Origin of the sequence: Mediterraneibacter gnavus ATCC 29149 (assembly GCF_008121495.1) — a bacterium.
Taxonomy (GTDB): domain Bacteria; phylum Bacillota; class Clostridia; order Lachnospirales; family Lachnospiraceae; genus Mediterraneibacter; species Mediterraneibacter gnavus.
On record NZ_CP043051.1, the window covers coordinates 663,283 to 684,476 of the forward strand.

At 43.1% G+C, this 21,194-nt stretch carries 20 protein-coding genes and 1 tRNA gene; 4 read left to right on the plus strand and 17 right to left on the minus strand.

The genetic code is table 11. The features are described 5' to 3' along the window. Window positions 1-10: 10 nt before the first annotated feature. From FXV78_RS03325 to murB, 9 genes are all read right to left on the minus strand, one after another. Window positions 11-1,714: an ABC-ATPase domain-containing protein gene (locus FXV78_RS03325; protein WP_004842492.1), complete on the minus strand. Its 1,704-nt coding sequence runs from the start codon at window positions 1,712-1,714 to the stop codon at window positions 11-13. 84 nt (window positions 1,715-1,798) lie between these two features. Continuing rightward, on the minus strand, window positions 1,799-3,913 hold the full coding sequence (locus FXV78_RS03330; RefSeq protein WP_022037621.1) for a glutamine synthetase III family protein: 2,115 nt from the start codon (window positions 3,911-3,913) through the stop codon (window positions 1,799-1,801). A 153-nt stretch (window positions 3,914-4,066) separates the two neighbouring features. Next, the gene (fba, locus tag FXV78_RS03335; RefSeq protein ID WP_009245138.1) at window positions 4,067-4,936 is read right to left on the minus strand and encodes a class II fructose-1,6-bisphosphate aldolase; all 870 of its coding nucleotides are present in this window, start codon (window positions 4,934-4,936) and stop codon (window positions 4,067-4,069) included. Window positions 4,937-5,979: 1,043 nt separating this feature from the next. Next, a tRNA-Glu gene (locus FXV78_RS03340) sits at window positions 5,980-6,051 on the minus strand. Window positions 6,052-6,145: 94 nt separating this feature from the next. Beyond that, on the minus strand, window positions 6,146-7,126 hold the full coding sequence (locus FXV78_RS03345) for a diacylglycerol/lipid kinase family protein (protein WP_004842479.1): 981 nt from the start codon (window positions 7,124-7,126) through the stop codon (window positions 6,146-6,148). 68 nt (window positions 7,127-7,194) lie between these two features. Then, the gene (locus FXV78_RS03350) at window positions 7,195-7,452 is read right to left on the minus strand and encodes an HPr family phosphocarrier protein (RefSeq protein WP_004842477.1); all 258 of its coding nucleotides are present in this window, start codon (window positions 7,450-7,452) and stop codon (window positions 7,195-7,197) included. Further along, window positions 7,445-8,407, minus strand: a complete 963-nt coding sequence (gene whiA / locus FXV78_RS03355) for a DNA-binding protein WhiA (protein WP_004842475.1) — start codon at window positions 8,405-8,407, stop codon at window positions 7,445-7,447. Before whiA ends, FXV78_RS03350 begins: the two co-directional genes overlap by 8 nt. A gap of 12 nt (window positions 8,408-8,419) precedes the next feature. Continuing rightward, a complete protein-coding gene (gene rapZ / locus FXV78_RS03360; protein WP_004842474.1) occupies window positions 8,420-9,298 on the minus strand; it encodes an RNase adapter RapZ in 879 nt (292 codons plus the stop codon). 3 nt (window positions 9,299-9,301) lie between these two features. After that, complete coding sequence (murB, locus tag FXV78_RS03365; RefSeq protein ID WP_233447404.1) at window positions 9,302-10,144, minus strand: UDP-N-acetylmuramate dehydrogenase; 843 nt, start codon at window positions 10,142-10,144, stop codon at window positions 9,302-9,304. Window positions 10,145-10,393: 249 nt separating this feature from the next. Here murB and FXV78_RS03370 point away from each other — a divergent pair, with 249 nt between their 5' ends. Both FXV78_RS03370 and FXV78_RS03375 read left to right on the plus strand, forming a co-directional pair. Then, window positions 10,394-11,680 carry an HlyC/CorC family transporter gene (locus FXV78_RS03370; protein ID WP_009245140.1) on the plus strand — a complete coding sequence of 429 codons (1,287 nt, stop codon included), beginning with the start codon at window positions 10,394-10,396 and terminating at the stop codon, window positions 11,678-11,680. Window positions 11,681-11,781: 101 nt separating this feature from the next. Further along, window positions 11,782-12,249, plus strand: coding sequence for an NADH-quinone oxidoreductase subunit NuoE family protein (locus FXV78_RS03375; protein WP_009245141.1), 468 nt, complete (start codon window positions 11,782-11,784; stop codon window positions 12,247-12,249). Between the two features lie 11 nt (window positions 12,250-12,260). Here the strand turns inward: FXV78_RS03375 and FXV78_RS03380 are convergent, their stop codons facing one another. Together FXV78_RS03380 and FXV78_RS03385 are read right to left on the minus strand one after the other, a co-directional pair. After that, window positions 12,261-13,025: an N-acetylmuramoyl-L-alanine amidase gene (locus tag FXV78_RS03380; protein ID WP_009245142.1), complete on the minus strand. Its 765-nt coding sequence runs from the start codon at window positions 13,023-13,025 to the stop codon at window positions 12,261-12,263. Between the two features lie 66 nt (window positions 13,026-13,091). Further along, complete coding sequence (locus tag FXV78_RS03385; RefSeq protein ID WP_004842465.1) at window positions 13,092-13,553, minus strand: sporulation initiation factor Spo0A C-terminal domain-containing protein; 462 nt, start codon at window positions 13,551-13,553, stop codon at window positions 13,092-13,094. Window positions 13,554-13,712: 159 nt separating this feature from the next. On the opposite strand from FXV78_RS03385, the gene FXV78_RS03390 reads away from it, so the two are divergent. Then, entirely contained in the window at window positions 13,713-14,501 is a 789-nt protein-coding gene (locus FXV78_RS03390; RefSeq protein WP_004842464.1) for a helix-turn-helix domain-containing protein, read from the plus strand. 50 nt (window positions 14,502-14,551) lie between these two features. Here the strand turns inward: FXV78_RS03390 and glmM are convergent, their stop codons facing one another. Continuing rightward, window positions 14,552-15,898, minus strand: coding sequence for a phosphoglucosamine mutase (gene glmM / locus FXV78_RS03395; protein ID WP_004842462.1), 1,347 nt, complete (start codon window positions 15,896-15,898; stop codon window positions 14,552-14,554). 169 nt (window positions 15,899-16,067) lie between these two features. Between glmM and FXV78_RS03400 the strand changes: the two genes are divergently transcribed. Continuing rightward, window positions 16,068-16,862: an HAD family hydrolase gene (locus FXV78_RS03400; protein ID WP_039959603.1), complete on the plus strand. Its 795-nt coding sequence runs from the start codon at window positions 16,068-16,070 to the stop codon at window positions 16,860-16,862. Between the two features lie 80 nt (window positions 16,863-16,942). Here the strand turns inward: FXV78_RS03400 and rpiB are convergent, their stop codons facing one another. The 5 genes from rpiB to FXV78_RS03420 form a co-directional block, all read right to left on the minus strand. Beyond that, complete coding sequence (gene rpiB / locus FXV78_RS03405; protein ID WP_009245146.1) at window positions 16,943-17,383, minus strand: ribose 5-phosphate isomerase B; 441 nt, start codon at window positions 17,381-17,383, stop codon at window positions 16,943-16,945. Between the two features lie 161 nt (window positions 17,384-17,544). Then, complete coding sequence (locus tag FXV78_RS17800; RefSeq protein WP_004842455.1) at window positions 17,545-17,712, minus strand: DUF6903 family protein; 168 nt, start codon at window positions 17,710-17,712, stop codon at window positions 17,545-17,547. 12 nt (window positions 17,713-17,724) lie between these two features. Beyond that, a complete protein-coding gene (locus FXV78_RS03410; RefSeq protein ID WP_004842454.1) occupies window positions 17,725-18,603 on the minus strand; it encodes a carbohydrate ABC transporter permease in 879 nt (292 codons plus the stop codon). 19 nt (window positions 18,604-18,622) lie between these two features. Continuing rightward, the gene (locus FXV78_RS03415) at window positions 18,623-19,513 is read right to left on the minus strand and encodes a carbohydrate ABC transporter permease (protein ID WP_004842452.1); all 891 of its coding nucleotides are present in this window, start codon (window positions 19,511-19,513) and stop codon (window positions 18,623-18,625) included. An 83-nt stretch (window positions 19,514-19,596) separates the two neighbouring features. Then, window positions 19,597-20,994: a carbohydrate ABC transporter substrate-binding protein gene (locus tag FXV78_RS03420; protein WP_004842451.1), complete on the minus strand. Its 1,398-nt coding sequence runs from the start codon at window positions 20,992-20,994 to the stop codon at window positions 19,597-19,599. Window positions 20,995-21,194: the final 200 nt, after the last annotated feature.

The following is a 21,194-nucleotide window of genomic DNA, read 5'->3' on the forward strand; positions in this document are numbered from 1 at the left end:
CCCCCTGTATCTATAATTTTAATCCCCGATACCGGTCAAAACATGCGAAGATCTCCTGCGTTCTCGGACGGGCCAGGCTGGCAACAGAAGAGGTGCTTTCACAAAGTGCGGCAAGCGACTCCTTCTCAATCTTCTCTTCCAGCATTGCCACGACTTCCTGCAAGGTACGTGTTCCATCCAGTAAATGGCGCTGCGCATATTTTACACAATATCCGAGAGCAGTTACCTGTTCGCTGTCTGTGATCTGCTCCACATAACGCAGATCGATCGTCTCCCGATTGATGGAAATCGCTTCTTTCCCCAAGGTCTTCATTTTGATGCGGTCATTTCCTTTCCACTCCCGTCCCTGCTGTGGTTTTCTTGCAAAAGCAGGCTTTTTCGCTTTCTCTTTCGGTCCGCTCAACTGAGGAAACTGTTCTGCTTCTTTTTTCGCCGTCTGCGTGATATCCTTCGGCATGTACCGATCCATCTGCACGATGCAGTCCGCGATATGAAAATAAGCTCCGGAGCTTCCCGCCACGATCACAGTGGAAATCCCCTCTTCTTCATATAACTCCCGGATGCGTTCGATAAACGGCGTGATCGGCTCCATATCCCGGTGGATTACCCTCTGCATCAGTTCATCCCGGATCATGAAGTTTGTCGCGCTGGTATCCTCATCGATCAGCATGACACCTGCTTTCGCTTCCATTGCTTCCACAACGTTTGCAGCCTGAGACGTACTTCCGCTGGCATCCTCTGTATAAAAATGAGTGGTATCTTTTCCATTTGGCAGATCATTGATAAACATGGAAATGTCCGTTTTTTTGATACTTCTTCCGTCTTCTGCGCGAAGCTTGACTGCTGTGGAATCAGTGATCACATATTCTCTTCCATCACCTGCAATATGATTGTACACGCCAAACTCCAACGCCTTCAAAAGAGTGGACTTCCCATGGTATCCGCCTCCCACGATCAGCGTGATCCCTTTTCGGATTCCCATTCCTCTTATCACACCTCTGTGCGGCAGCGTAATTTCCACTTCCATCTCCTCTGGAGACCGGAAACAAACTGCGCTTTTCATCGGACGGGCGGAAACGCCTGACTCTCGCGGCAGAATAGATCCGTTTGCAACAAAAGCACACAATCCCAGCTTTGGCAGTATGTCTCGAAGTGCCTGCTGGTCCTCTGCCAGATCACTGATCTTCTGCAGTCTCTTCGCATCACAGTTTTTATAGTAGAGTGCCTTTTCGACACACTCCGGAAGAAACTCAAAAAAGATCCGGATCCATTCTCTTGCATTGATCGTCCTTCCGTTTGCCGGAAATCCCACTTCCAGACGAATGTGGATATCTCCTGTTTTTTCATCGATCTGCGCCGCACTTCTCTCCAGCACTTCCTGACCGCACCGGCTGATAGAGATCATCCCGCTCTTCCCGGATCCCTTTGCCTTGAATCCAAATTTCTCACAACACTGTCCGAACTGCCGGATCAGCGCATCCTCCAATGCTGTTTTCTGCCATTTTGTCTGATATAACTGCTCCGGAAATCCTGCAATCTTTCCTTTCACCTGAATACTGACCCTGGATGGAGATGCAAACGGATCTCCCTGTACATGGTCAATAGATAGCAGATAGCCCGGAAACTGATACATTCCCTTTGTGTCTTTATAGGCAGGATAACTCCTGTGATCGATCCTTGTCACAAGCTGTCTCAATTCTGCTGCTGTCTTCATACTTTTTATTCCCTCCCATTACAAAAATCCGGACACGATTCTCGTTCAAATCGCATCCGGTTTTTTCTTCATTTCTTTGATTGATTAAACTTCGAAGATCAGATCTCCGTAAGAAGGCATCGGCCATGCCTCTTTGTCCACGATCATTTCCAGTTTGTCGATCGGTCTTCTCAGATTCTCCATTGCCGGGCACACTTCATCGTGGTAGAAATTTGCCTGTACCGGTCCTTCTTCTTTGGCAGCTGCCTGTGCTGTCACCTCTTCCAGACGTGCCAGAGCTGCTCTTGCCTCTTTCAAGAGTACTGTGATCTCCTCAAGTGTCTCTGCCTGTACACTTGCATCCACACCTGCTTCCTTTACCGCAAGTACTGTATCTGCGAGCGTTTTTGTATATTTGATCACTGCAGGGATAAACTGTTTTCTTGCCATATCGATCATCGTACGGGCTTCGATGTTAATCGCTTTTGCATAACTCTCGTACTGGATTTCTGCACGGGATTCCAGCTCTGCTTTTGTAAATACTCCAAATCTCTCAAACAATGTCACTGCTTTCTCTGTCACCATTGCCGGAATTGCTTCCACCATAGATTTGATGTTCGGAAGTCCGCGTCTTTCTGCTTCCTTCACCCAGGCTTCAGAGTAACCGTCTCCATTGAAAATGATTCTCTGATTCTCCATTGCATATTCTTTGATCAGATCATGAACTGCAAGCTGGAAATCATCTGCTTTCTCCAGAACTTCGCAAGCCTCTGCAAATGCCTCTGCCACGATCGTATTCAGAACAATGTTGGCAGATGCGATGGAATCTCTGGAACCTACCATACGGAATTCAAATTTATTTCCTGTAAACGCAAACGGTGATGTTCTGTTTCTGTCTGTCGCATCCTTTGTCAGTTCTGGAAGTGTTCTTACACCAGTCTCCAGCTTTCCGCCTTCCAGACTGTGTGTTGCTTCCCCTGTACTGATCAGCTGATCGATCACATCTTCCAACTGTTCTCCAAGGAATACGGAAATAATTGCAGGAGGTGCTTCGTTTGCTCCCAGTCTGTGATCATTTCCAGGATCTGCTGCCGATTCTCTCAGAAGATCCGCATGCTTGTTAACCGCCTTCAGAATGCAAGTCAAAACAAGCAAGAACTGAATATTCTCATGTGGTGTTGTTCCCGGATCCAGCATATTGATTCCATCATCTGTAATGATCGACCAGTTGTCGTGCTTTCCGGAACCGTTGACGCCTGCAAATGGTTTTTCATGAAGGAGACATTTCATTCCGTGCTCGCATGCGATCCGCTTTAATGTCTGCATTACAATCTGGTTGTGATCTACCGCAATATTCGCTTCTGCATAAATCGGTGCCAGTTCATGCTGAGCCGGTGCCACCTCATTGTGCTGTGTCTTGGAAGAAACCCCTACTTTCCAGAGTTCAATGTTCACATCACGCATAAAAGCAGCGATTCTCTGGCGGATTGTTCCGAAATAGTGGTCGTCCAGCTCCTGTCCTTTCGGAGGCATCGCACCAAACAACGTACGTCCTGTATATATTAAGTCTTTTCTCTGAAGGAATTTTTCTGCATCTACAAGGAAATACTCCTGCTCTGCCCCAACGGATGGAGTCACTTTCTTTGAAGTTGTATTTCCAAACAAACGCAGAAGTCTGAGCGCCTGTACATTCAATGCCTGCATGGAACGAAGCAGTGGAGTCTTCTGATCCAGTGCTTCTCCTGTATAAGAACAGAAAGCGGTCGGAATACAAAGTGTAGCTCCTGCTGCGTCCTGTCTTACAAACGCCGGAGAAGTACAATCCCATGCTGTATATCCTCTCGCCTCAAAGGTAGCCCGAAGTCCGCCTGACGGGAAAGAAGATGCATCTGGTTCTCCTTTGATCAGCTCTTTTCCTGAGAAACTCATCAGCACTTTTCCGCTTGGAAGTGGAGCTGAAATAAAAGAGTCATGCTTTTCCGCTGTCACACCTGTCAACGGCAAAAACCAGTGTGTATAATGTGTCGCCCCTTTTTCGATTGCCCATTCTTTCATCTCATGTGCAATGACGTCTGCTGTCTCTATATCCAGTTCTGTTCCTTCTTCGATCGTCTGTTTCAGCTTCTTGTACACCTTTTTCGGGAGACGCTCCTGCATCACTGTGTCATTGAAAACATTTTCCCCAAAAATATCCGCTACATTGAATAATTCTGTGCTCATAAAACTACCTTCCTTCATTTCACTTTTGTAAACGCATTTTCTAAAAAAGGCATTCCAAGCAAGCTTGGAACGCCTTTGTTCTCATCTACGAGGCTTAGTATACCTCAATCACCGCAAAAAGGCAAGTTAAAATTTCTAACAAATACTTATTACTTACGCTTCTGCTTTTCCAACAGAGCCAAACAGCTCCATTTTTTCTTTTACAGTTGCCATGATTGCATCTGCGCCTGGTTTTAATAATTTACGTGGGTCGAATCCCTTTCCTTCCAGGTCTTTTCCAGCTTCGATATATTTGCGTGTTGCATCTGCGAACGCAAGCTGGCACTCTGTATTTACATTGATCTTAGCAACTCCGAGGCTGATCGCTTTTTTGATCATGTCTTCCGGAATACCTGTACCACCGTGAAGAACCAGTGGCATATCTCCTGTCAGCTGCTGGATTGCATCCAGAGTCTCGAAGCTGAGTCCTTCCCAGTTCTCTGGATATTTTCCGTGGATGTTACCGATTCCTGCTGCAAGGAAATTGATACCAAGATCAGCGATCATCTTACATTCCTGTGGATCTGCACATTCACCTTTTCCTACAACTCCGTCTTCTTCTCCACCGATAGAACCAACTTCAGCTTCCAGAGACATTCCGTGCTCTTTTACAACTGCTACCAGTTCTTTTGTCTTTGCAATGTTTTCTTCGATCGGATAGTGAGATCCATCAAACATGATAGAAGAAAATCCTGCTTCTACACATTTCATACATCCTTCGTAGCTGCCGTGATCCAGGTGAAGAGCAACCGGAACTGTGATGTTCATCTCTTCTAACATTCCCTCTACCATACCTACTACAGTCTTGTATCCTGTCATATATTTTCCTGCACCTTCAGATACTCCCAGGATAACCGGTGATTTGCATTCCTCTGCTACTGTCAGGATTGCTTTTGTCCACTCCAGGTTGTTGATGTTGAACTGTCCTACTGCATAATGACCTGCTTTTGCTTTCTGAAGCATTTCTGTTGCTGATACTAACATATTTTCTCCTCCAATTCTTTGCGCACAGCCGTCTGTGGCAGCGCATACTATAGGTTTCACTCTATGGCTTTCATTATATCTTATCTGCCATTAAAAGACAATCTGTAATTATTACAATAAAACAAAGAATATACACAATTTCTTTGGCAGATTCTGTGATTTTTTTAACAAGACAGGAACCTCTCATTTACACTCCTGTCTTTCCTGTTTAAAAAGCTTCCGCGCCTCTGATATCATCTGTTGAATATGTTCATGCCGATAATCCATTTTATTCTGGCATATAATTTTCAAACGGAGTATAATCTTTGTTTAATTGGGATGTTAAGTTTTATACTATTTGAAATATTCCATTATGAATATGCATATACATTATCTCAATGTTTCTTCTTGATTGGTATTCTTTATGCTATAGTAGAATATCTTACAAACAAGAAAATGTTGTTAGAAAAATTAAACAGATTACATCAATAACTTATATGAGGCAGTAATTCCCTTAAAAGGAGTTACTGTTTTTTCATTCCTTATCGGACGGAGTTCGCCTGCCGCAGGCATGAATTACAGGATACTCGGATGGGTATACTACTTTGAATTCTTTGTGAACTAAGGCTTTTGGGCAAATTATTTGCAGGTTAAATTTGTTTTGATTTTACGCTTGATACCCTACTTGATACCCTGCGCATAGACATGGTTTCTTTAAAAAGCTTTTTGTACAACACAGTTTCCCACTGGAAGACAAAAAGACAATCAAACGATTATATAGAAAAATAAACTTGAATACCGTTCATGAAATGGTCGGTCATGCAGATGAACGAACAACTTTAGGAAACTACTGCTTTGACCGCAACACGGAAGTAGAAAAGGCTAATTTAATCGAAAAAGCTTCAGCTTGCTAAAGTGTAATCAAGTGTAATCAAAAATTCAATCACAATTTCATACATCCACCAAGCACCAAGAAAATTTTTAAGGCTTCAAATTCCTTGAAAACAAAGGCTTTTAGGCAAAAAAATATCCGCAGAACTCTTCTGCGGATACCCTTTCAAAAGTGACTCCAAGGGGAATCGAACCCCTGATTCCAGCGTGAGAGGCTAGCGTCTTAACCGCTTGACCATGGAGCCATGTCCTCATCACTGCTTCAGTGATGACCGAGTTATATATTAGCATAGCTCCATAGGAATTGCAACCCCTTTTTTGAATTTTTTTTATTTTTTTCTATTTTTCTGAAATTTCTTCCGTTTCCAGCCCTACTTCTTCCAGAATCTGTGTATTCTCGATTCTTCCTTTCACAGACAACTGCTGGATCATCTGGGATTTTACCATAATCCGCATCCCCTGCTTCCAGTTACGGATATCGACACAGTCATGTTCTCCGCCAAACTCTCCATCCAGCGTCCAGGGAATCTCCTCAATCGATTCGAACTTCACTTCTTTGGCTTTAAAGGAATACATATGAGCAGAATCAATCTGCTTGATTAAAAGAGAGGCCACGATCTCATTCAGCTCGATTGGATTTTTCGGAGTCTTGATCAGTGTCACTTCAAATTCTCCGTCATCAAAGATGACCTCTTTTCCGACAATCCCCTTGAATCCTCCGACAGAACGTGAATTTGTCACCATTCCGAATACAAAATCATCCTCTATTGTCTCTCCGTCATGTGTAATCTTAATATGATAAGACGGAATATTAAACAGACGTTTTGTTCCCTCCAGCACATAGGCCAGATGACCCAAAACATTTTTCACACTCTGTTTTGTCTCATAAGAAACATCTGTAAACAGACCAAATGCGGCTATATATACAAAATAATCGTCATTGAACACTCCTACGTCACACGGGAAAGGAACCCCGTTTGCCGCCGTATCTGCGGCTTCCAGCAGATCCTTCGAAATGTGCAGGCTGTTTGCAAAATCATTGGTCGTTCCCGTGGGAATATATCCGATCGGGACCGGGTCTTTACGTCTCGCCATTGCAGTCACAACCTCATCCAGAGTCCCGTCTCCTCCGCTGCACACAACCACATCATAGCTTTCGGTATAAGATTCTGCCTTTGCCATGGCATCATGATAACACTGCGTCGGATATACGGTCACCTCATATCCGGCTTTTACAAAAATATCCAATACATCTGATAACTTTGGTTTTAATACCCCTGTTCCCGCATTCGGATTGTATATGAACAGCATCTTTTTCATATTGCTCTCTCCCGTCTTTCTATTCTTGAAAGGGCTGTGCCTACGCACAGCCCCCTTTACTACATCATCTATTTTGTCTTTTTCAAAAAAGTCTTAATTCCTTCTGCAGCCTTTTCTTCATCTTCGCCTTCCGCAACAACTGTCACTTCATCACCTTCCTGAAGAGCAAGACTCATCATTCCCATAATACTTTTTGCATTGATCTTTTTGTTGTCCACCTGAATGTAGACTTTGCTGGCGTACTGGCTTGCCTCCTGTACCAACAAAGCAATCGGTCTGCCTTCAATTCCATCTTCATGCCCTACAATAACCGGTGTTTCAATCATAATAATCCTCCTTGTTTTGCCTTTCCTTTTCTGCCAGATCACTTAATTTTCTTAATCTGTGATTTACCCCGGATTTGCCGACAGGCGGCGATAAGAGTTCCCCTAACTCTTTTAATGTTGCATCCGGATGTGAAAGACGTGCATATGCCACTTCTCTTAGTCCCTCTGCCAGTTTTTCAAGCCCCATGTTATCCCTGAGATACGTAATATCTTCCAACTGCTTTACAGCTGCAGAGACGGTCTTGTTAATATTGGCAGTTTCACAATTCACCTTACGGTTCACTGTATTGCGCATATCCTTTAAGATTCTGATATTCTCCAGTTCCATCAGAGAAACATGCGCCTCCATAATATTTAAAATATCTGCTATCTGATCGCCCTCTTTTAAATACACTACGTATGACTTTTTCCTTCGTACGATCTTCGCATCCATGGAAAAATCACACATCAGTCTCTGAATCTGCTTTGCCATCACATCCGAATCGCACACAATCTCAAAATGATAGGATTTATTCGGATCACTCATGGAACCAGCCCCAAGGAAGGCTCCCCGCAAAAACGCACGACGACAGCATGGCTGCTGTACAATAAGGGGACTGACAATATGAAACTCTTCGAATCCACCTCTGTGCTCCTCCAAAAGCTTTGCTGCCTGAAGGACACGCAGTGCATCTTCATGCCGGACTATCATCACAGAATAGACCGCACTTTGTTTCTCTATATTCCTTCGGATAGAGATATCAGCTTCTATATTAAATGTTTTTCGAATCAATGTAAAGACTTTTCTTGCAACAGCCAGATTTTCCGTATTGATTTTTACTCCGTACTGATTAAAACTGTTGATCGTCACTGCCCCGCACATCCCGATCAAGGCTGCAATTTCTGCAATCTGACAGTGTCTTGCGCTGCTCCACTGCTGCGAAAGCTCTTCTTTTACTTTTCCTGAAAATGACATCGTGTATACCTGCTATTTTCCCTTTCTGATGGCATCCTTCTCAATATCTCTGTGTTCAATGCGAACCCCGTAATTCTCCCGTACTTCCAGGTACTGATACAATGCGTTGGCAAGTGTAACAGAACGGTGTTTTCCGCCTGTACACCCGACTGCAACAACAAGCTGGTTCTTCCCTTCCAGAATATAATTCGGAATCAGAAAATCCATCATCTGGCTCAATTGTCTGAAAAATTCCTGCGCCTTATCACTCTTCATCACATAATCTCTGACCTCTGCCTCATTGCCGGTCTTTGCGCGTAATTCTTCTATATAATAGGGATTCGGAAGAAACCGGACATCAAATACAAGATCCGCATCCTGTGGAATACCATACTTAAATCCAAAGGACATTACCGTGATATACAGATTTTTAAAATCCTTGCCCTTTACAAAAATCTTTTCCAGTTCCACGCGAAGCTCTCTTGTCAGCATTTTGCTCGTATCCAGAATAAACGTCGCGCGAATCTTTAAAAATGCGATTTCCTCCCGCTCTTTGGCAATTCCTCTGTCAATATGTCCCGCGCCTCCCAGAGGATGCTGTCTTCTTGTTTCTTTATAACGCTTCAAAAGGACATCATTTCCGGCATCCAGAAACAAGATTTCATAATGGATCCCGCTTTCATCCAGTTCTTTTAAGTATCCCTCTAACCCCCGAAATGCCTGTCCGCCTCTGATATCGATTCCCACTGCCGCCTGATTCAGCTTGGAATCCGGCATGGCGATCATCTCTGCAAATTTAGGCAAAAGCGGCACCGGAAGATTGTCCACACAAAAGTATCCCATATCCTCCAACATCTTCAGCGCTGTAGATTTTCCAGCCCCCGACATTCCTGTAACAATGACAAACCTCATAATTTAAAATTCTCCTATCCGTTTCACTTCTGTCTCCAGATGTACTCCAAACTTCTCTTTCACGGTCTCCTGTACGTGCTCGATCAACGACAGAACATCCTTTGCAGACGCATTACCGCGGTTGATCACAAATCCTGAATGCTTCTCGGAAATCTGGGCATCCCCAACCGAATAGCCTTTCAGTCCGCTGTCCTGAATAAGCTTGCCCGCAAAATAGCCTTCCGGTCTCTTAAATGTACTTCCCGCACTGGCATACTCCAGTGGCTGCTTTGTGATTCTGCGCTCCTTCAGGTCATCCATATACGCTTTGATTTCCTCAGGATTGCCTTTTTCGAGTGCGATCGTTGCGCCCAGAACTGTATACCCTTTTGTCGCCACAACACTTGTTCTGTAACCCAGTTCCAGTTCTTCCAGAGATAAGGTCAAAAATTCTCCTTCCGGAGTCAGTACATCCGCACTTTCCAGTACATGCTTCATCTCTCCGCCATACGCCCCGGCGTTCATCATCACTGCTCCGCCAAGAGTTCCCGGTATCCCGGATGCAAACTCAAATCCGGTCAGACTGTTTGAAAGTGCCTGTGCTGCAATCTTTGACAACAGGGCTCCCGCCTGCGCATAGATCTTATTTTCCTCTGTCCGGATCTCATTCATCCGTTTGCAGATCTGGATCACAACTCCCCGATATCCTTTATCTCCTACCAGAAGATTGCTTCCATTTCCTAATATATAATATGGAATCTGTTCTCTCTTACAAAGAAGCAGAATCTCTCTTATCTCATCCTTTGACTGCACTGTCACAAAATAATCCGCCGGACCTCCGATACGAAATGTCGTATGCTTCTTCATCGGCTCATCTCTCAATACATTCTCTTCCCCTGAAATCTTACATAATTGTTTATACACCCTGTGCTCATCTCCATTTCTGTTCTTGTTTTTTCTTTCACCATCATACAACAACCTTCCCGCAAAGTAAAGCGTACATTCGCACATTCCTCCCTCCCCATTGCTTGCAAAATCCGGCAAAATGATGTATAGTAATAAATACCTGTATATCAATAGAGGGAACATTTTTAACAAAAGGAGTGAACAACACAATTGGACTCGAGTGATACTTTCCAATTTATAATTCTTGTTATCTTATTATTACTATCGGCATTCTTTTCATCTGCAGAAACTGCACTGATGACAGTCAACAAAATCCGACTGCGTTCTCTTGCAGATGACGGCAACCGGCGTGCAGCTTTGGTGCTGGATACAACCGAAAAGCATACTTCCAAAATGCTGAGTGCCATTCTGATCGGTAATAATATCGTCAATATTTCCGCATCTTCCTTATCAGCAACACTGGCTTATTCATTCGGCGGTTATATGGTAAGTATTGCAACTGCGATCCTGACGGTTGCGATTCTGGTATTCGGTGAGATCACCCCGAAGAATTTTGCCACGATACATGCAGAGAAGATTTCTCTTGCTTATATTCCGATTATACGCTTTTTCATGTTTATTATGACTCCGATCATCTTTTTGATCGATTTATTTTCCAGAGGCTTTATGTTTCTGCTTCGTGTAGATCCAAATGCCAGAAATAATGCGATGACAGAAGACGAACTTCGAACGATCGTGGATGTCAGCCATGAGGACGGCGTCATCGAATCTGAAGAAAAAGAGATGATCTACAACGTGTTTGATCTCGGAGACGTAAAAGCAAAAGAAGTCATGGTTCCGCGTGTCCACGTTGCATTTGCCGATGTGAACAGCAGCTACCGCGAACTCATTGAGATTTTCAAAGAATATAAGTTTACGAGACTTCCGGTATACGAAGATACGACCGACAACGTCATCGGTACCATCAATATGAAAGATCTGCTTCTGTTTGAAGATAAAGCAAACTTTCAGGTACGCAACATTTTGAGAGAAGCTTACTTCACCTATGAATATAAGAATATTTCTGAGCTTCTGGTTGAAATGCGCGATGCCAAGTTCAATATTGCCATTGTACTGGACGAGTATGGAGAGACTGCGGGTATCATTACTCTGGAAGATGTTCTGGAGGAGATTGTAGGTGAGATCCGCGATGAATACGATGAAGCAGAAGAAGAGCTGATCCAGAAAGTCAATGATCAGGAATATATTGTAGAAGGTTCTATGAATCTGGATGACCTCAATGACAATCTCGGAACAGAACTGGAATCTGAAGATTATGACTCTCTCGGAGGATTTATCATTGAGCATCTGGACAGACTTCCGGAAGTTGGAGATCATATCACGACTGAAGATCAGATTCGCCTTGTAGTCGAAAAACTGGACAAAAACCGTATCGAAACTGTTCATGTGTATCTGCCTCCAAAAGCAGATTCCGGACTCGAGGAAAACGACAACTGATTTTAATACTACAAAGGACGACTGGTTTTGAACAATCATTCCAAAACCAGTCGTCCTTTTTCCCCAATGTAATTTCCATCACAACAGAAAGGATGTATACGATGAAAGATTTATCTGATTTCTGCCCTGAATTTCAGGAAGCAGCTGCTTATTACGCAAGTTTAAACACACCTTCCGACCAGGCGATCCTGGTGGAATTTTTACGGGAGACCCAGGATATCTTTGGCTGTATCCCCAATGATGCCAAAGAACAGATTGCATCGATCATGCAGGTAAAGCCTGCCCTGATCGATACTCTCATCCGGCTTTATCCGAGTCTTTCCAGCCAGACTTATCAAAAAGAAATTATTTTGTGTACGGGAAGCACCTGCAGCAGCAAACAATCTGCCCTGCTTTTAAGAAAACTGGAGCAAAAGCTTCAGATCCGACAGGGAGAGGTAACTTCTGACGGCACTTACCTTCTGCGTACTCAAAAATGTTTTAAACAATGCGGACAAGGTCCTAATATGAAAGTCGGTGATAAGATGTACCACCATGTAACTGCCGAACTCATCGATCAGCTGTTTTAGGCCTGCTGTTTTCAGGTGCTGACGATCACAGTCGGATATCCGGCTCTTTTGAGCATCTGCTCCATCCTTGCCGCATCTTCCAGTGTAATATAATTCCCCACTCTTACACGGTAGAGGCGATCTCCTTCCACAATATAAGCAGGAAAATCCTGTTCTAACAGTTCTTCCAGCAGGTTCTGTGCATATCTTTCGTTTCGGTATGCACCAACCTGTACTTCATATCCCGGAGATTCTACCTCATGATTCGACTCCAGTGTATCCAGAATTCCATAAGCGATCGCCTGTGCGATTTCTTCAAAATTTTCGTCAAACAATTTGTTGTCTACATCTGAATTGATGAATCCAACCTCCACCAGCACTGCCGGCATTTTCGTTCTCTTTAAGACAACCAGGTTCGGTCTTGCCTTTACCCCAAGATTCACAAATCCGATATCTTCCAGCTGTTCGTTGATGTTTTCTGCCATCTTAAGCTTAATCCCTGATTTGTCATATACAAGACTCTCTACCCCTGATACTGCATTGTCTGAAGGAAACGAATTTCTATGAATAGAAACAAAAAAGTCTACTCCTGCATTGTTTGCTTCCATTGCCTTCTGATAAGGAGATTCATACACATCTGTCGTACGGGTGTACTGCACATCCAGGCCATGAGCCTCCAAAATCTCTCCCACCGCCAGCGTCAGACGAAGGGTATCATCCTTTTCTTTCCGCTCTTTATAAACTGCTCCCGGATCTCTTCCTCCGTGTCCGGCATCCAGCATGATTGAATATGGCATATTCTATTGATTTCCTTTCCTGTCCGTTCTGTAATAGAATATGCAGATTCTGATACAAAGGTGCAATCAATAATGCCTTTCTGACATACTCAGCATTTTCTCCAAAAAATGTTCGAACTCTACCGAGAACAAGTCCATCACTTCCTGATAAATCTGGGCCTTCATCTCACAGGTACTGGAGCTGCATATGGAATCCTTTTCCCTCTTATGCTCCTCCTGCTGCATTCTGAAATACAGTGTTTTGAGCAGATTGGAATTTTGTGTATGTTCACAATCCAGATACAGTTCTACTATATCCCGTTCCCCTTTGGTCAAAGCCACTTCAAATGCATGCCGTATTGCTCTTTCTACTCTGGAGGCCGTCGTTTCGTGCAGGCGGGCAATCTCAAAATATAAAGAGCAGATTTTTCCGTCAGGATAATAAGGATCCGTATCAAATAATTCTATCGCATCACAGATATACGTAAATCCTTTTATGCTGGCTGGTACCCCCATTTGAAGAAGTACATCGATTGTCTTGTCTCTCATTTTTCTAACCCTCTCGTTTCTTGCCCGCACCACCACAATGTATCTCCAGTCTACGCCATATCCCTGTAAAAGTCAACAAGTTTCTTGTAACATTTTGTTGACTTTATATGATTCTTGCACTATACTTGTTGCTATAAATCGAAATAGGAGGATGTCTGTATGAAAATCGGAAATCAAATACGTCATCGTCGCACAGAACTGAATCTTTCCCGTGGAGAACTTGCTAACAAGATTCAGGTAACCCCATCAGCAATCGCAAACTATGAAAACGGTGTCAGCTATCCAAAACCCGATATTTTGGTCGCACTCATGAACGCACTGGATGTTGATGCCAATTATCTATACTGGAATTATCTTTCAAACAGCACGATTCAACGACTCTACCGAAAAGTTCTCAGCCCCGAAGAAAAAGAATCTATTTTAAAATACCGCGAACTCTCTGAAAACGGCAAAAGTCTGGTCCGCCTGATCATTGACGAAGAATATAAACGCATGAACCAGAGCGAATATATCAATCTTCCGTTTTACCGCCCCGGCATCCGCAAAGTACATTCCGGCTTTCTTTTTCAGGATACCACTCAGACGATCCGGGTGCGCAGAAAGCATGTTCCCAAAGACAGCGATTTCTGCTTTCAGGTTCTGATCGACCGCTATCAGCCGGTATTTCAAAAAAATGATATTCTGGCACTGCAGCGTATCAATGCCTCACACAATGAAATCGGACTTTTCTGGTTCAACGGCATCTACTATATCCGGATCCTCTCCGAGGAAGGCAGCATCCGCAGGCTTCGTTCTCTCAATGTGATCGATCCCGATATCGTAGTCAATGAACAGGATCAGCTGGAATGTATCGGCAAAATTCACGGAAAAGTTTACGGAAACTATGAGATTTACGGAACTTGTGAAGAAGATGAGACCATACCCGAACACGAGATTGAAATCCAATAAAAAAGCAGAATCTTGCGCCATATTTGGTACAAGATTCTGCTTTTTTATTTTTATTCCTGAACAAGTCCCTGTTCTTTCATTACATTGACAACCTGATTCACATACTCTGTGCATATCTCATCTGTTGCCGCTTCCACCATAACGCGGATCACAGGCTCTGTTCCACTTTCTCTTACCAGAATTCTTCCGTCACTTCCAAGTGCTTCTGCCGCTGCTTTGATCGCATTCTGTACGGCTTCATTTTCCAACGCTGTCTTTTTGTCTGTCACACGGACATTCTGAAGAAGCTGCGGATAAATCTTCACTTCAGAGCACAGCTTTCCAAGTGACTGTTTCTTCTCCATAATGACTTCCATCAGCATCAGAGAAGTCAGGATTCCGTCTCCGGTTCTTGCGTGTTTGCTGAAAATAATATGTCCGGACTGCTCTCCGCCAAGAACAAATCCGTTGTTCATCATGTTTTCATACACATATTTATCACCGACTGCTGTCTGCTCATATTTCATGCCGACTTTATCACAAGCCTTGTAAAGCCCCAGATTGGACATTACAGTTGTAACTATCGTATTTCCTGCAAGTCGTCCCTGTTCCATCAGGTATTTTCCGCATACGTATAAGATCAGATCTCCGTCTACGACATTTCCATTCTCATCCACGGCAATACAGCGATCTGCATCTCCGTCATAGGCAAATCCTACGTCCAGATTATTCTCTTTTACAAATGCCTGCAGCTTTTCAATATGTGTCGATCCGCAATTTGTATTGATATTTACACCATCCGGCTCATTGCTGATCACATATGTCTTTGCTCCGAGTGCATCATACACACTTTTTGCAATGCTGGATGAGCTTCCATTGGCACAGTCCAGACCAATCTTCATATCTTTAAAGGAACGTGTTGCCAGTGAGATCAGATGTCCGATGTAACGATTTCTTCCTGCCGCATAATCAACTGTTCTTCCAATGTGTTCCCCAACCGCAAGTGGAAGCTCTTCTGTTTTTCCGTCAATATACGCTTCAATCTGCTCCTCTACTTCTGCTTCAATCTTATGCCCCTGTCCGTTGATCACCTTGATTCCATTGTCATAAAACGGATTGTGGCTCGCAGAAATCATAATTCCGCAGTCAAAATCTTCTGTTCTTACCACATAGGACACACTCGGTGTTGTTGTTACATGTAAGAGGTATGCATCTGCTCCGGAAGCTGTCAGTCCTGATGCCAGTGCATATTCAAACATATAACTGCTTCGTCTTGTATCTTTTCCGATCACGATTCTGGCTTTCTTCTCTCTGCCAAAATACCATCCCAGATAACGACCTACTTTGAAAGCATGTTCTACTGTTAAAACAACATTTGCCTCTCCTCTGAATCCATCAGTTCCAAAATATTTACCCATATGTCTCCCTCTTATTCTTTATTTTGACCTCTTGTGTCACTGCCTTTCAGTACGTCACCGCACTGACGCTCTTATTATATTCTTTTTGATTTTAAAATACAACTGTTTTCTTTCTTCTGTTTTTCCTGTACAATAGATAACGTACAATCATTCATAATGGGAGGAAATGATGATAAAATTAATTGCAAGTGATCTGGATGGAACTCTTTTACAAAACGGCGCCCAGGCGCTCACTCCGCGGGCGATTGATCTGATTTCCAGACTGTGCGATGCCGGAATTCATTTTGTATCTGCCAGCGGAAGACAGTATGATAATCAAAAACGTGTCTTTGCACCTTTAAAGGACCGTATTTCATTTATCGCAGAGAATGGCTCAATCTGCATGCATCAGGGAAAAGTCATTTCCCGTGCTACGATCAACGATGATCTGGCAGCCAGGATTTTAAAGGAAATCAAAAAACAGAATCATTTCGAAATCGTAGTTTCCAGAGAAGATACCTGCTTTATCGAAAACAATGTTCCGGAATTTGTCAACCACATCGTCAATGTAATGCACAATACAACTCAGATCGTGGATGATATCACGAAAGTAGACGGACCGATCCTAAAAATCGCCATCTGCAACATGTCTGACAGCACTCATATTGTCGATAAATATTTGAAACACCTTCAGGATCTGTTTGGCTCTGAGATCAAAGTGGTCACTTCTGGAAATATCTGGATCGATTTTATCGCTCCAGGAAGCAACAAAGGAACCGCCCTTCAGAACTTGATGGATTTATTCCATGTAAAACCGGAAGAATGTGTTGCATTCGGAGATCAGTACAATGACATTGAAATGCTGCAGCTTGTCGGCACCAGCTATGCCATGTCCAACGCAGCTCCTGGAATTTCTTACTATTCTACCTATGTGACAGATTCTGTGGAGGACGTACTGGAAGACATTCTTGCACAGGTACGTTAACTCTGTAGCAAAAAAGGATGACATCTGCATCAGTCCATGTAGTCGTCATCCTTTTCACATTTTATTTGATATGTTACACGTTATCTCTCTTCGATCTCCATGATCATATCCACACGTCTCTGGTGGCGTCCGCCTTCAAACTCCGTGTTCAGCCATACATCTACGATCATTTTCGCGAGCTCTGCACCTACCACTCTTGCGCCAAATGCAAGCACATTACAGTTATTGTGTGCTCTGGACATCTTCGCTGTAAACGGCTCGCTGCAAACTGCTGCACGCACTCCTTTGACCTTGTTTGCTGCAAGAGATATTCCCAGTCCTGTACCGCAAATCAAGATTCCACAGTCCACTTCTTTTGCAACAACTGCACGGCCTACTGCTTCCCCATACTTCGGATAGTCACAGCTTTCAGATGAATCCGTTCCGAAATCTACGACTTCATGTCCTTTTTCTTTCAGAAATTCGATGATTTCTGCTTTTAATTCCAATGCTGAATGGTCATTTCCAATTCCAATTCTCATGATCTCTCTCCTCGTATCTCTTTCTTTTTCCAATTCTCTTCTATTGTCCAATATCCAAAGATAATTGTCAAGCATCCACATGTACTTTCTGCTATACAAAACAGGCACGAAAGACTGGCTTTTGCCAGATCTTCCATGCCTGTTTCACTTTTTCAAACCTGCTATTTATATTTATTGTTGTAAATAAACAAGAGTGTCAGCAAGCCTACCAGTCCTGCCAGTTCCATAATCAGTCCCGGCACGCCGATATTTTTCTGTCCTATCATGATCAGGGCGAGGCAGACAACAAAAACAACAGCCATGATCAAAGTTCGAATCTTTTCTTGCATTTTTGTCTCCTCCTATCCTTTGAGTCCACCAAGTGTCATACCTTCTGTCAGTCTCTTCTGTACACAGATATACAGAACCAGTACCGGAATCATAACGATCACAAGACCTGCATACATGATACCGTAGTTGGTTGCTGTTCTCTCGACTGCCATCAGATTCTTCAGTCCCATTGCCAGTGTTCCGTTTTCATCCATCAATGTATATGCGATAATATATTCATTCCAGAATGTCAGGAAGTTGAACATAATCACTGTCAGAATACTTGGTTTTGCCATCGGAATCATGATCTTAACCATCGTCTTAAAGTATCCGCATCCATCCATATAAGCTGCTTCTTCAAATCCTTTCGGAAGTGTCTGGAAATATCCGCTCAGCAGATAAATCGTAAACGGCAGGTTACAGGATGCGTAGATCAGTGCCAGGATAAACCGGTTATCCAGGAAGAAATCTACATGCAGAGCCTTGTTCCAGGAACTCAGCATCAAAAAGATCGGTACTACAATGTAATTGACATTGATAAACAATCCTGCCATGAACGCACCATTGAAGAACTTCTTTCCTCTGAACTTAAAGCGTGCCAGCACATAAGATGCCGGAAGAGCCAGGATCAGAAGAAGTGCAAGAGCCAGCGCTGTCACAATGAAAGAGTTCAGGAAGAAATCTCCCATTCTTGCATCCTGAAATGCTACTACAAAGTTCTGATAGTAAAACTGTTTTGGAAGTGCCCATGGATTTACATCCGCTCCAATGAATTCTGCATTCTTCTTCAAACTCGCCATAAATACCCATGCAACCGGTACAATGATCGAAATAGCCAGAGCGATCAGAGCTACATAGATAAAAATCTTGTAAAGTACATGTGTAGGAATTCTGTGTTTTTTCTCATGCATATCTCTACTTCGCTCCTTTCTAGAATTCTAAGACTTCTCTGTCTGTAATCTTGTTTACAACTGCTGCCAGTATGAACGAGAAGAGGAATACAACAACTCCGATCGCCATACCGTATCCGTATACACCTGCTCCATATGCCTGCTTGTACATATAGTTCAGGAAAACTTCTGTCTTTCCGTTCGGGCCTCCGTCTGTCATGATCTGAACAAACAGGAAACTTAAGTTGATCGTACTGATGATATAGAATGTCAATGTAGTACGGATATTGCTCCAGATCAACGGCAAAGTCACCTGGAAGAAAATCTGAATCTCTGTTGCTCCATCCAGTGATGCGGCTTCATAGAGATCTTCCGGAATTGCTGCCATACTGGACATATACATGACCATATAATATCCGATTGCCTGCCATACCAGTGCAAAGATCACAGAATAAATAACAATACTCGGATCTCCCATCCACTGATGCTTTAATCCACTCAGATGAATCGCATCCAAAAATGTATTGAGCAGTCCTGTACTCGGATTGTAGATTGCACCGAAAATACCTGCAATAACAACAATACTCAAAATGTTTGGTATGTAGAAAATAATTCTGAAGAAATTCTTGCCTCTAAAGTTCCCCCTTGAAAGTAACGCCGCAAATAAAACTGCAAGAACGATCGTACAGATCATTACCATCACAATAATAAGAATCGAGTTCTGCATCGCTTCCAGAAAGTTCTTATCATCCATCAGTTTTACAAAGTTGCTGAATCCCACAAAACTCTTCTTATTTGTAATTCCACCCATGCGGTACAAGGACATACGGAAGACATTGATCGTCGGAATAAATATAAAGATCGTTGCCAGAATTACAGCAGGCGCCAGACAAATGAATATAAATCTTCTCTGCGCTTTCTCCCTGTTCATAGATTTCCTCCTCCATACTGCTGTCTTTTAAAAACGGTGAGTTATCATAACTCACCGTTTCATGTCAGCCGAATATCACTCTCTTATTTCTCTAATGCGTCTGCGCATTTTTCCCAAGTCTCTACTAACTGTTTCTGCCATTCATCAACTGTCATATCGCCTGTGTTGATAGACTCGACCGGTCCGTAAACAGCTTTTGCCATATCCAGTCCTTCGATCGGAGCTGTTGTTGCCCATTTACCTGTAACAGCTACAACGTCATCTGCTGTTGCTGCTGCATAACAGTCTTTTGTAACACCGTCTGGAAGCTTGTCTGCTGCTCCTTTTACAGGAACTACTACTGGTGTATCAGATTCTTTTCCGGACTCTTTGTCTGTTGTCTTGTTGTTCAGACAGATATCAACTACTTCGTCAGAATACATGAATTTCACAAATTCTTTTGCAAGATCCATGTTCGGTGCATCAGCAGGTACCCACATCTGCTCTGTAAATGTGTATACAGACTGTGATTCATCTTCGCTCCATTTCGGAACACCCATCATACCCCATTCGTAATCTGCCGGAGTAGAAGCTGCCATCTCACCGATTACCCAGTTTCCGTTTGGCATAAATAATGCTTTTCCATCGATTACGTTCTGCTGATTGATCTTGAATCCACCGTCAGCGTTTGCATTGGAAACTGTATCTTCCTGTGTATAGTCTTTTCCTACAAGTTTTGCAACTGTATCAAGAACTTTCTTTCCTTCATCAGATGTCCATGTATTTGCATCATATTTTAATGCATCATTGTAGAAATCAAGTCCGCCTGCCTGTGCGAGCATTGCATAGATTGTAGCATCAAAGTATCCTGTTGTAGGGAATGTAAAGAGTGCATGTCCGTCTTTCTTAGCCTGCTCGCCAAGTGCGAAGAACTCATCCCATGTTGTCGGGATCTCGTACTGTTTTCCTTCACCTACCAATGTCGCATTGTACCAGAATCCTGTCGGTGTGTAGAAAATCGGTGCCAGATAGATCTTTCCGTCTCCGTATGGCTGTGCATCTGTACCATCCAGGATACCATCCAGCATCTTGTCTTTCAGTTCGTCATCGAATACATCAGAGATATCCGCAATCGCTTCTTCCTTCAGCATTGTCTCTGTGAATCCACTTGGCTGTCCCAGGTTGTAATATACAACGTCCGGTACATCTCCATTCTGAATTGCTTTTGTCAGGTCTTTGTCCAGTTCAGGAGACATCTCAAGTTCTACTTTTACTCCATCATGAGACTCTTCAAATGCTTTCGCGATATCTTCCCAGATCTGAGTTCCGTTACCACCTTCGAACGCAGCAACTTTCAGGACTGTCTCTTCTGAGCCTTTGTCAGCATCTTTTCCTGAATCCTTGCCTGAATCATCACCTGATCCGCATCCGGCCAGCATAGAAGTTGCCATGGCGGAAACAAGTGCGAGTGCCATCAGTTTTCTAACCACTTTCTTTTTCATCTTATATCCTCCCTGTCGATTTGATAACTTTATGATAGCTCATTTGCCTATATTTTTCTATTCGGAAGTTGGCTTGGATTTTATAATTATTGCTATTTCACCTTAGTTTTTTTAATAAAAACTTTTTTCTTTGTAAATCAAGTCATTTTAATAAGTATAACTTTATATTTTTTATCACTTTTACACAATTTATTTTTCTT

Coding starts and splice junctions, on each gene's coding strand:
- FXV78_RS03325 (WP_004842492.1), bottom strand. CDS start 1,714: ATGAAGACAGCAGCAGAATTGAGACAGCTTGTGACAAGGATCGATCAC.
- FXV78_RS03330 (WP_022037621.1), bottom strand. CDS start 3,913: ATGAGCACAGAATTATTCAATGTAGCGGATATTTTTGGGGAAAATGTT.
- fba (WP_009245138.1), bottom strand. CDS start 4,936: ATGTTAGTATCAGCAACAGAAATGCTTCAGAAAGCAAAAGCAGGTCAT.
- FXV78_RS03345 (WP_004842479.1), bottom strand. CDS start 7,126: ATGAAAAAGATGCTGTTCATATACAATCCGAATGCGGGAACAGGGGTA.
- FXV78_RS03350 (WP_004842477.1), bottom strand. CDS start 7,452: ATGATTGAAACACCGGTTATTGTAGGGCATGAAGATGGAATTGAAGGC.
- whiA (WP_004842475.1), bottom strand. CDS start 8,407: ATGTCATTTTCAGGAAAAGTAAAAGAAGAGCTTTCGCAGCAGTGGAGC.
- rapZ (WP_004842474.1), bottom strand. CDS start 9,298: ATGAGGTTTGTCATTGTTACAGGAATGTCGGGGGCTGGAAAATCTACA.
- murB (WP_233447404.1), bottom strand. CDS start 10,144: ATGAAGAAGCATACGACATTTCGTATCGGAGGTCCGGCGGATTATTTT.
- FXV78_RS03375 (WP_009245141.1), top strand. CDS start 11,782: ATGAAAGATTTATCTGATTTCTGCCCTGAATTTCAGGAAGCAGCTGCT.
- FXV78_RS03380 (WP_009245142.1), bottom strand. CDS start 13,025: ATGCCATATTCAATCATGCTGGATGCCGGACACGGAGGAAGAGATCCG.
- FXV78_RS03385 (WP_004842465.1), bottom strand. CDS start 13,553: ATGAGAGACAAGACAATCGATGTACTTCTTCAAATGGGGGTACCAGCC.
- FXV78_RS03390 (WP_004842464.1), top strand. CDS start 13,713: ATGAAAATCGGAAATCAAATACGTCATCGTCGCACAGAACTGAATCTT.
- glmM (WP_004842462.1), bottom strand. CDS start 15,898: ATGGGTAAATATTTTGGAACTGATGGATTCAGAGGAGAGGCAAATGTT.
- FXV78_RS03400 (WP_039959603.1), top strand. CDS start 16,068: ATGATAAAATTAATTGCAAGTGATCTGGATGGAACTCTTTTACAAAAC.
- rpiB (WP_009245146.1), bottom strand. CDS start 17,383: ATGAGAATTGGAATTGGAAATGACCATTCAGCATTGGAATTAAAAGCA.
- FXV78_RS17800 (WP_004842455.1), bottom strand. CDS start 17,712: ATGCAAGAAAAGATTCGAACTTTGATCATGGCTGTTGTTTTTGTTGTC.
- FXV78_RS03410 (WP_004842454.1), bottom strand. CDS start 18,603: ATGCATGAGAAAAAACACAGAATTCCTACACATGTACTTTACAAGATT.
- FXV78_RS03415 (WP_004842452.1), bottom strand. CDS start 19,513: ATGAACAGGGAGAAAGCGCAGAGAAGATTTATATTCATTTGTCTGGCG.
- FXV78_RS03420 (WP_004842451.1), bottom strand. CDS start 20,994: ATGAAAAAGAAAGTGGTTAGAAAACTGATGGCACTCGCACTTGTTTCC.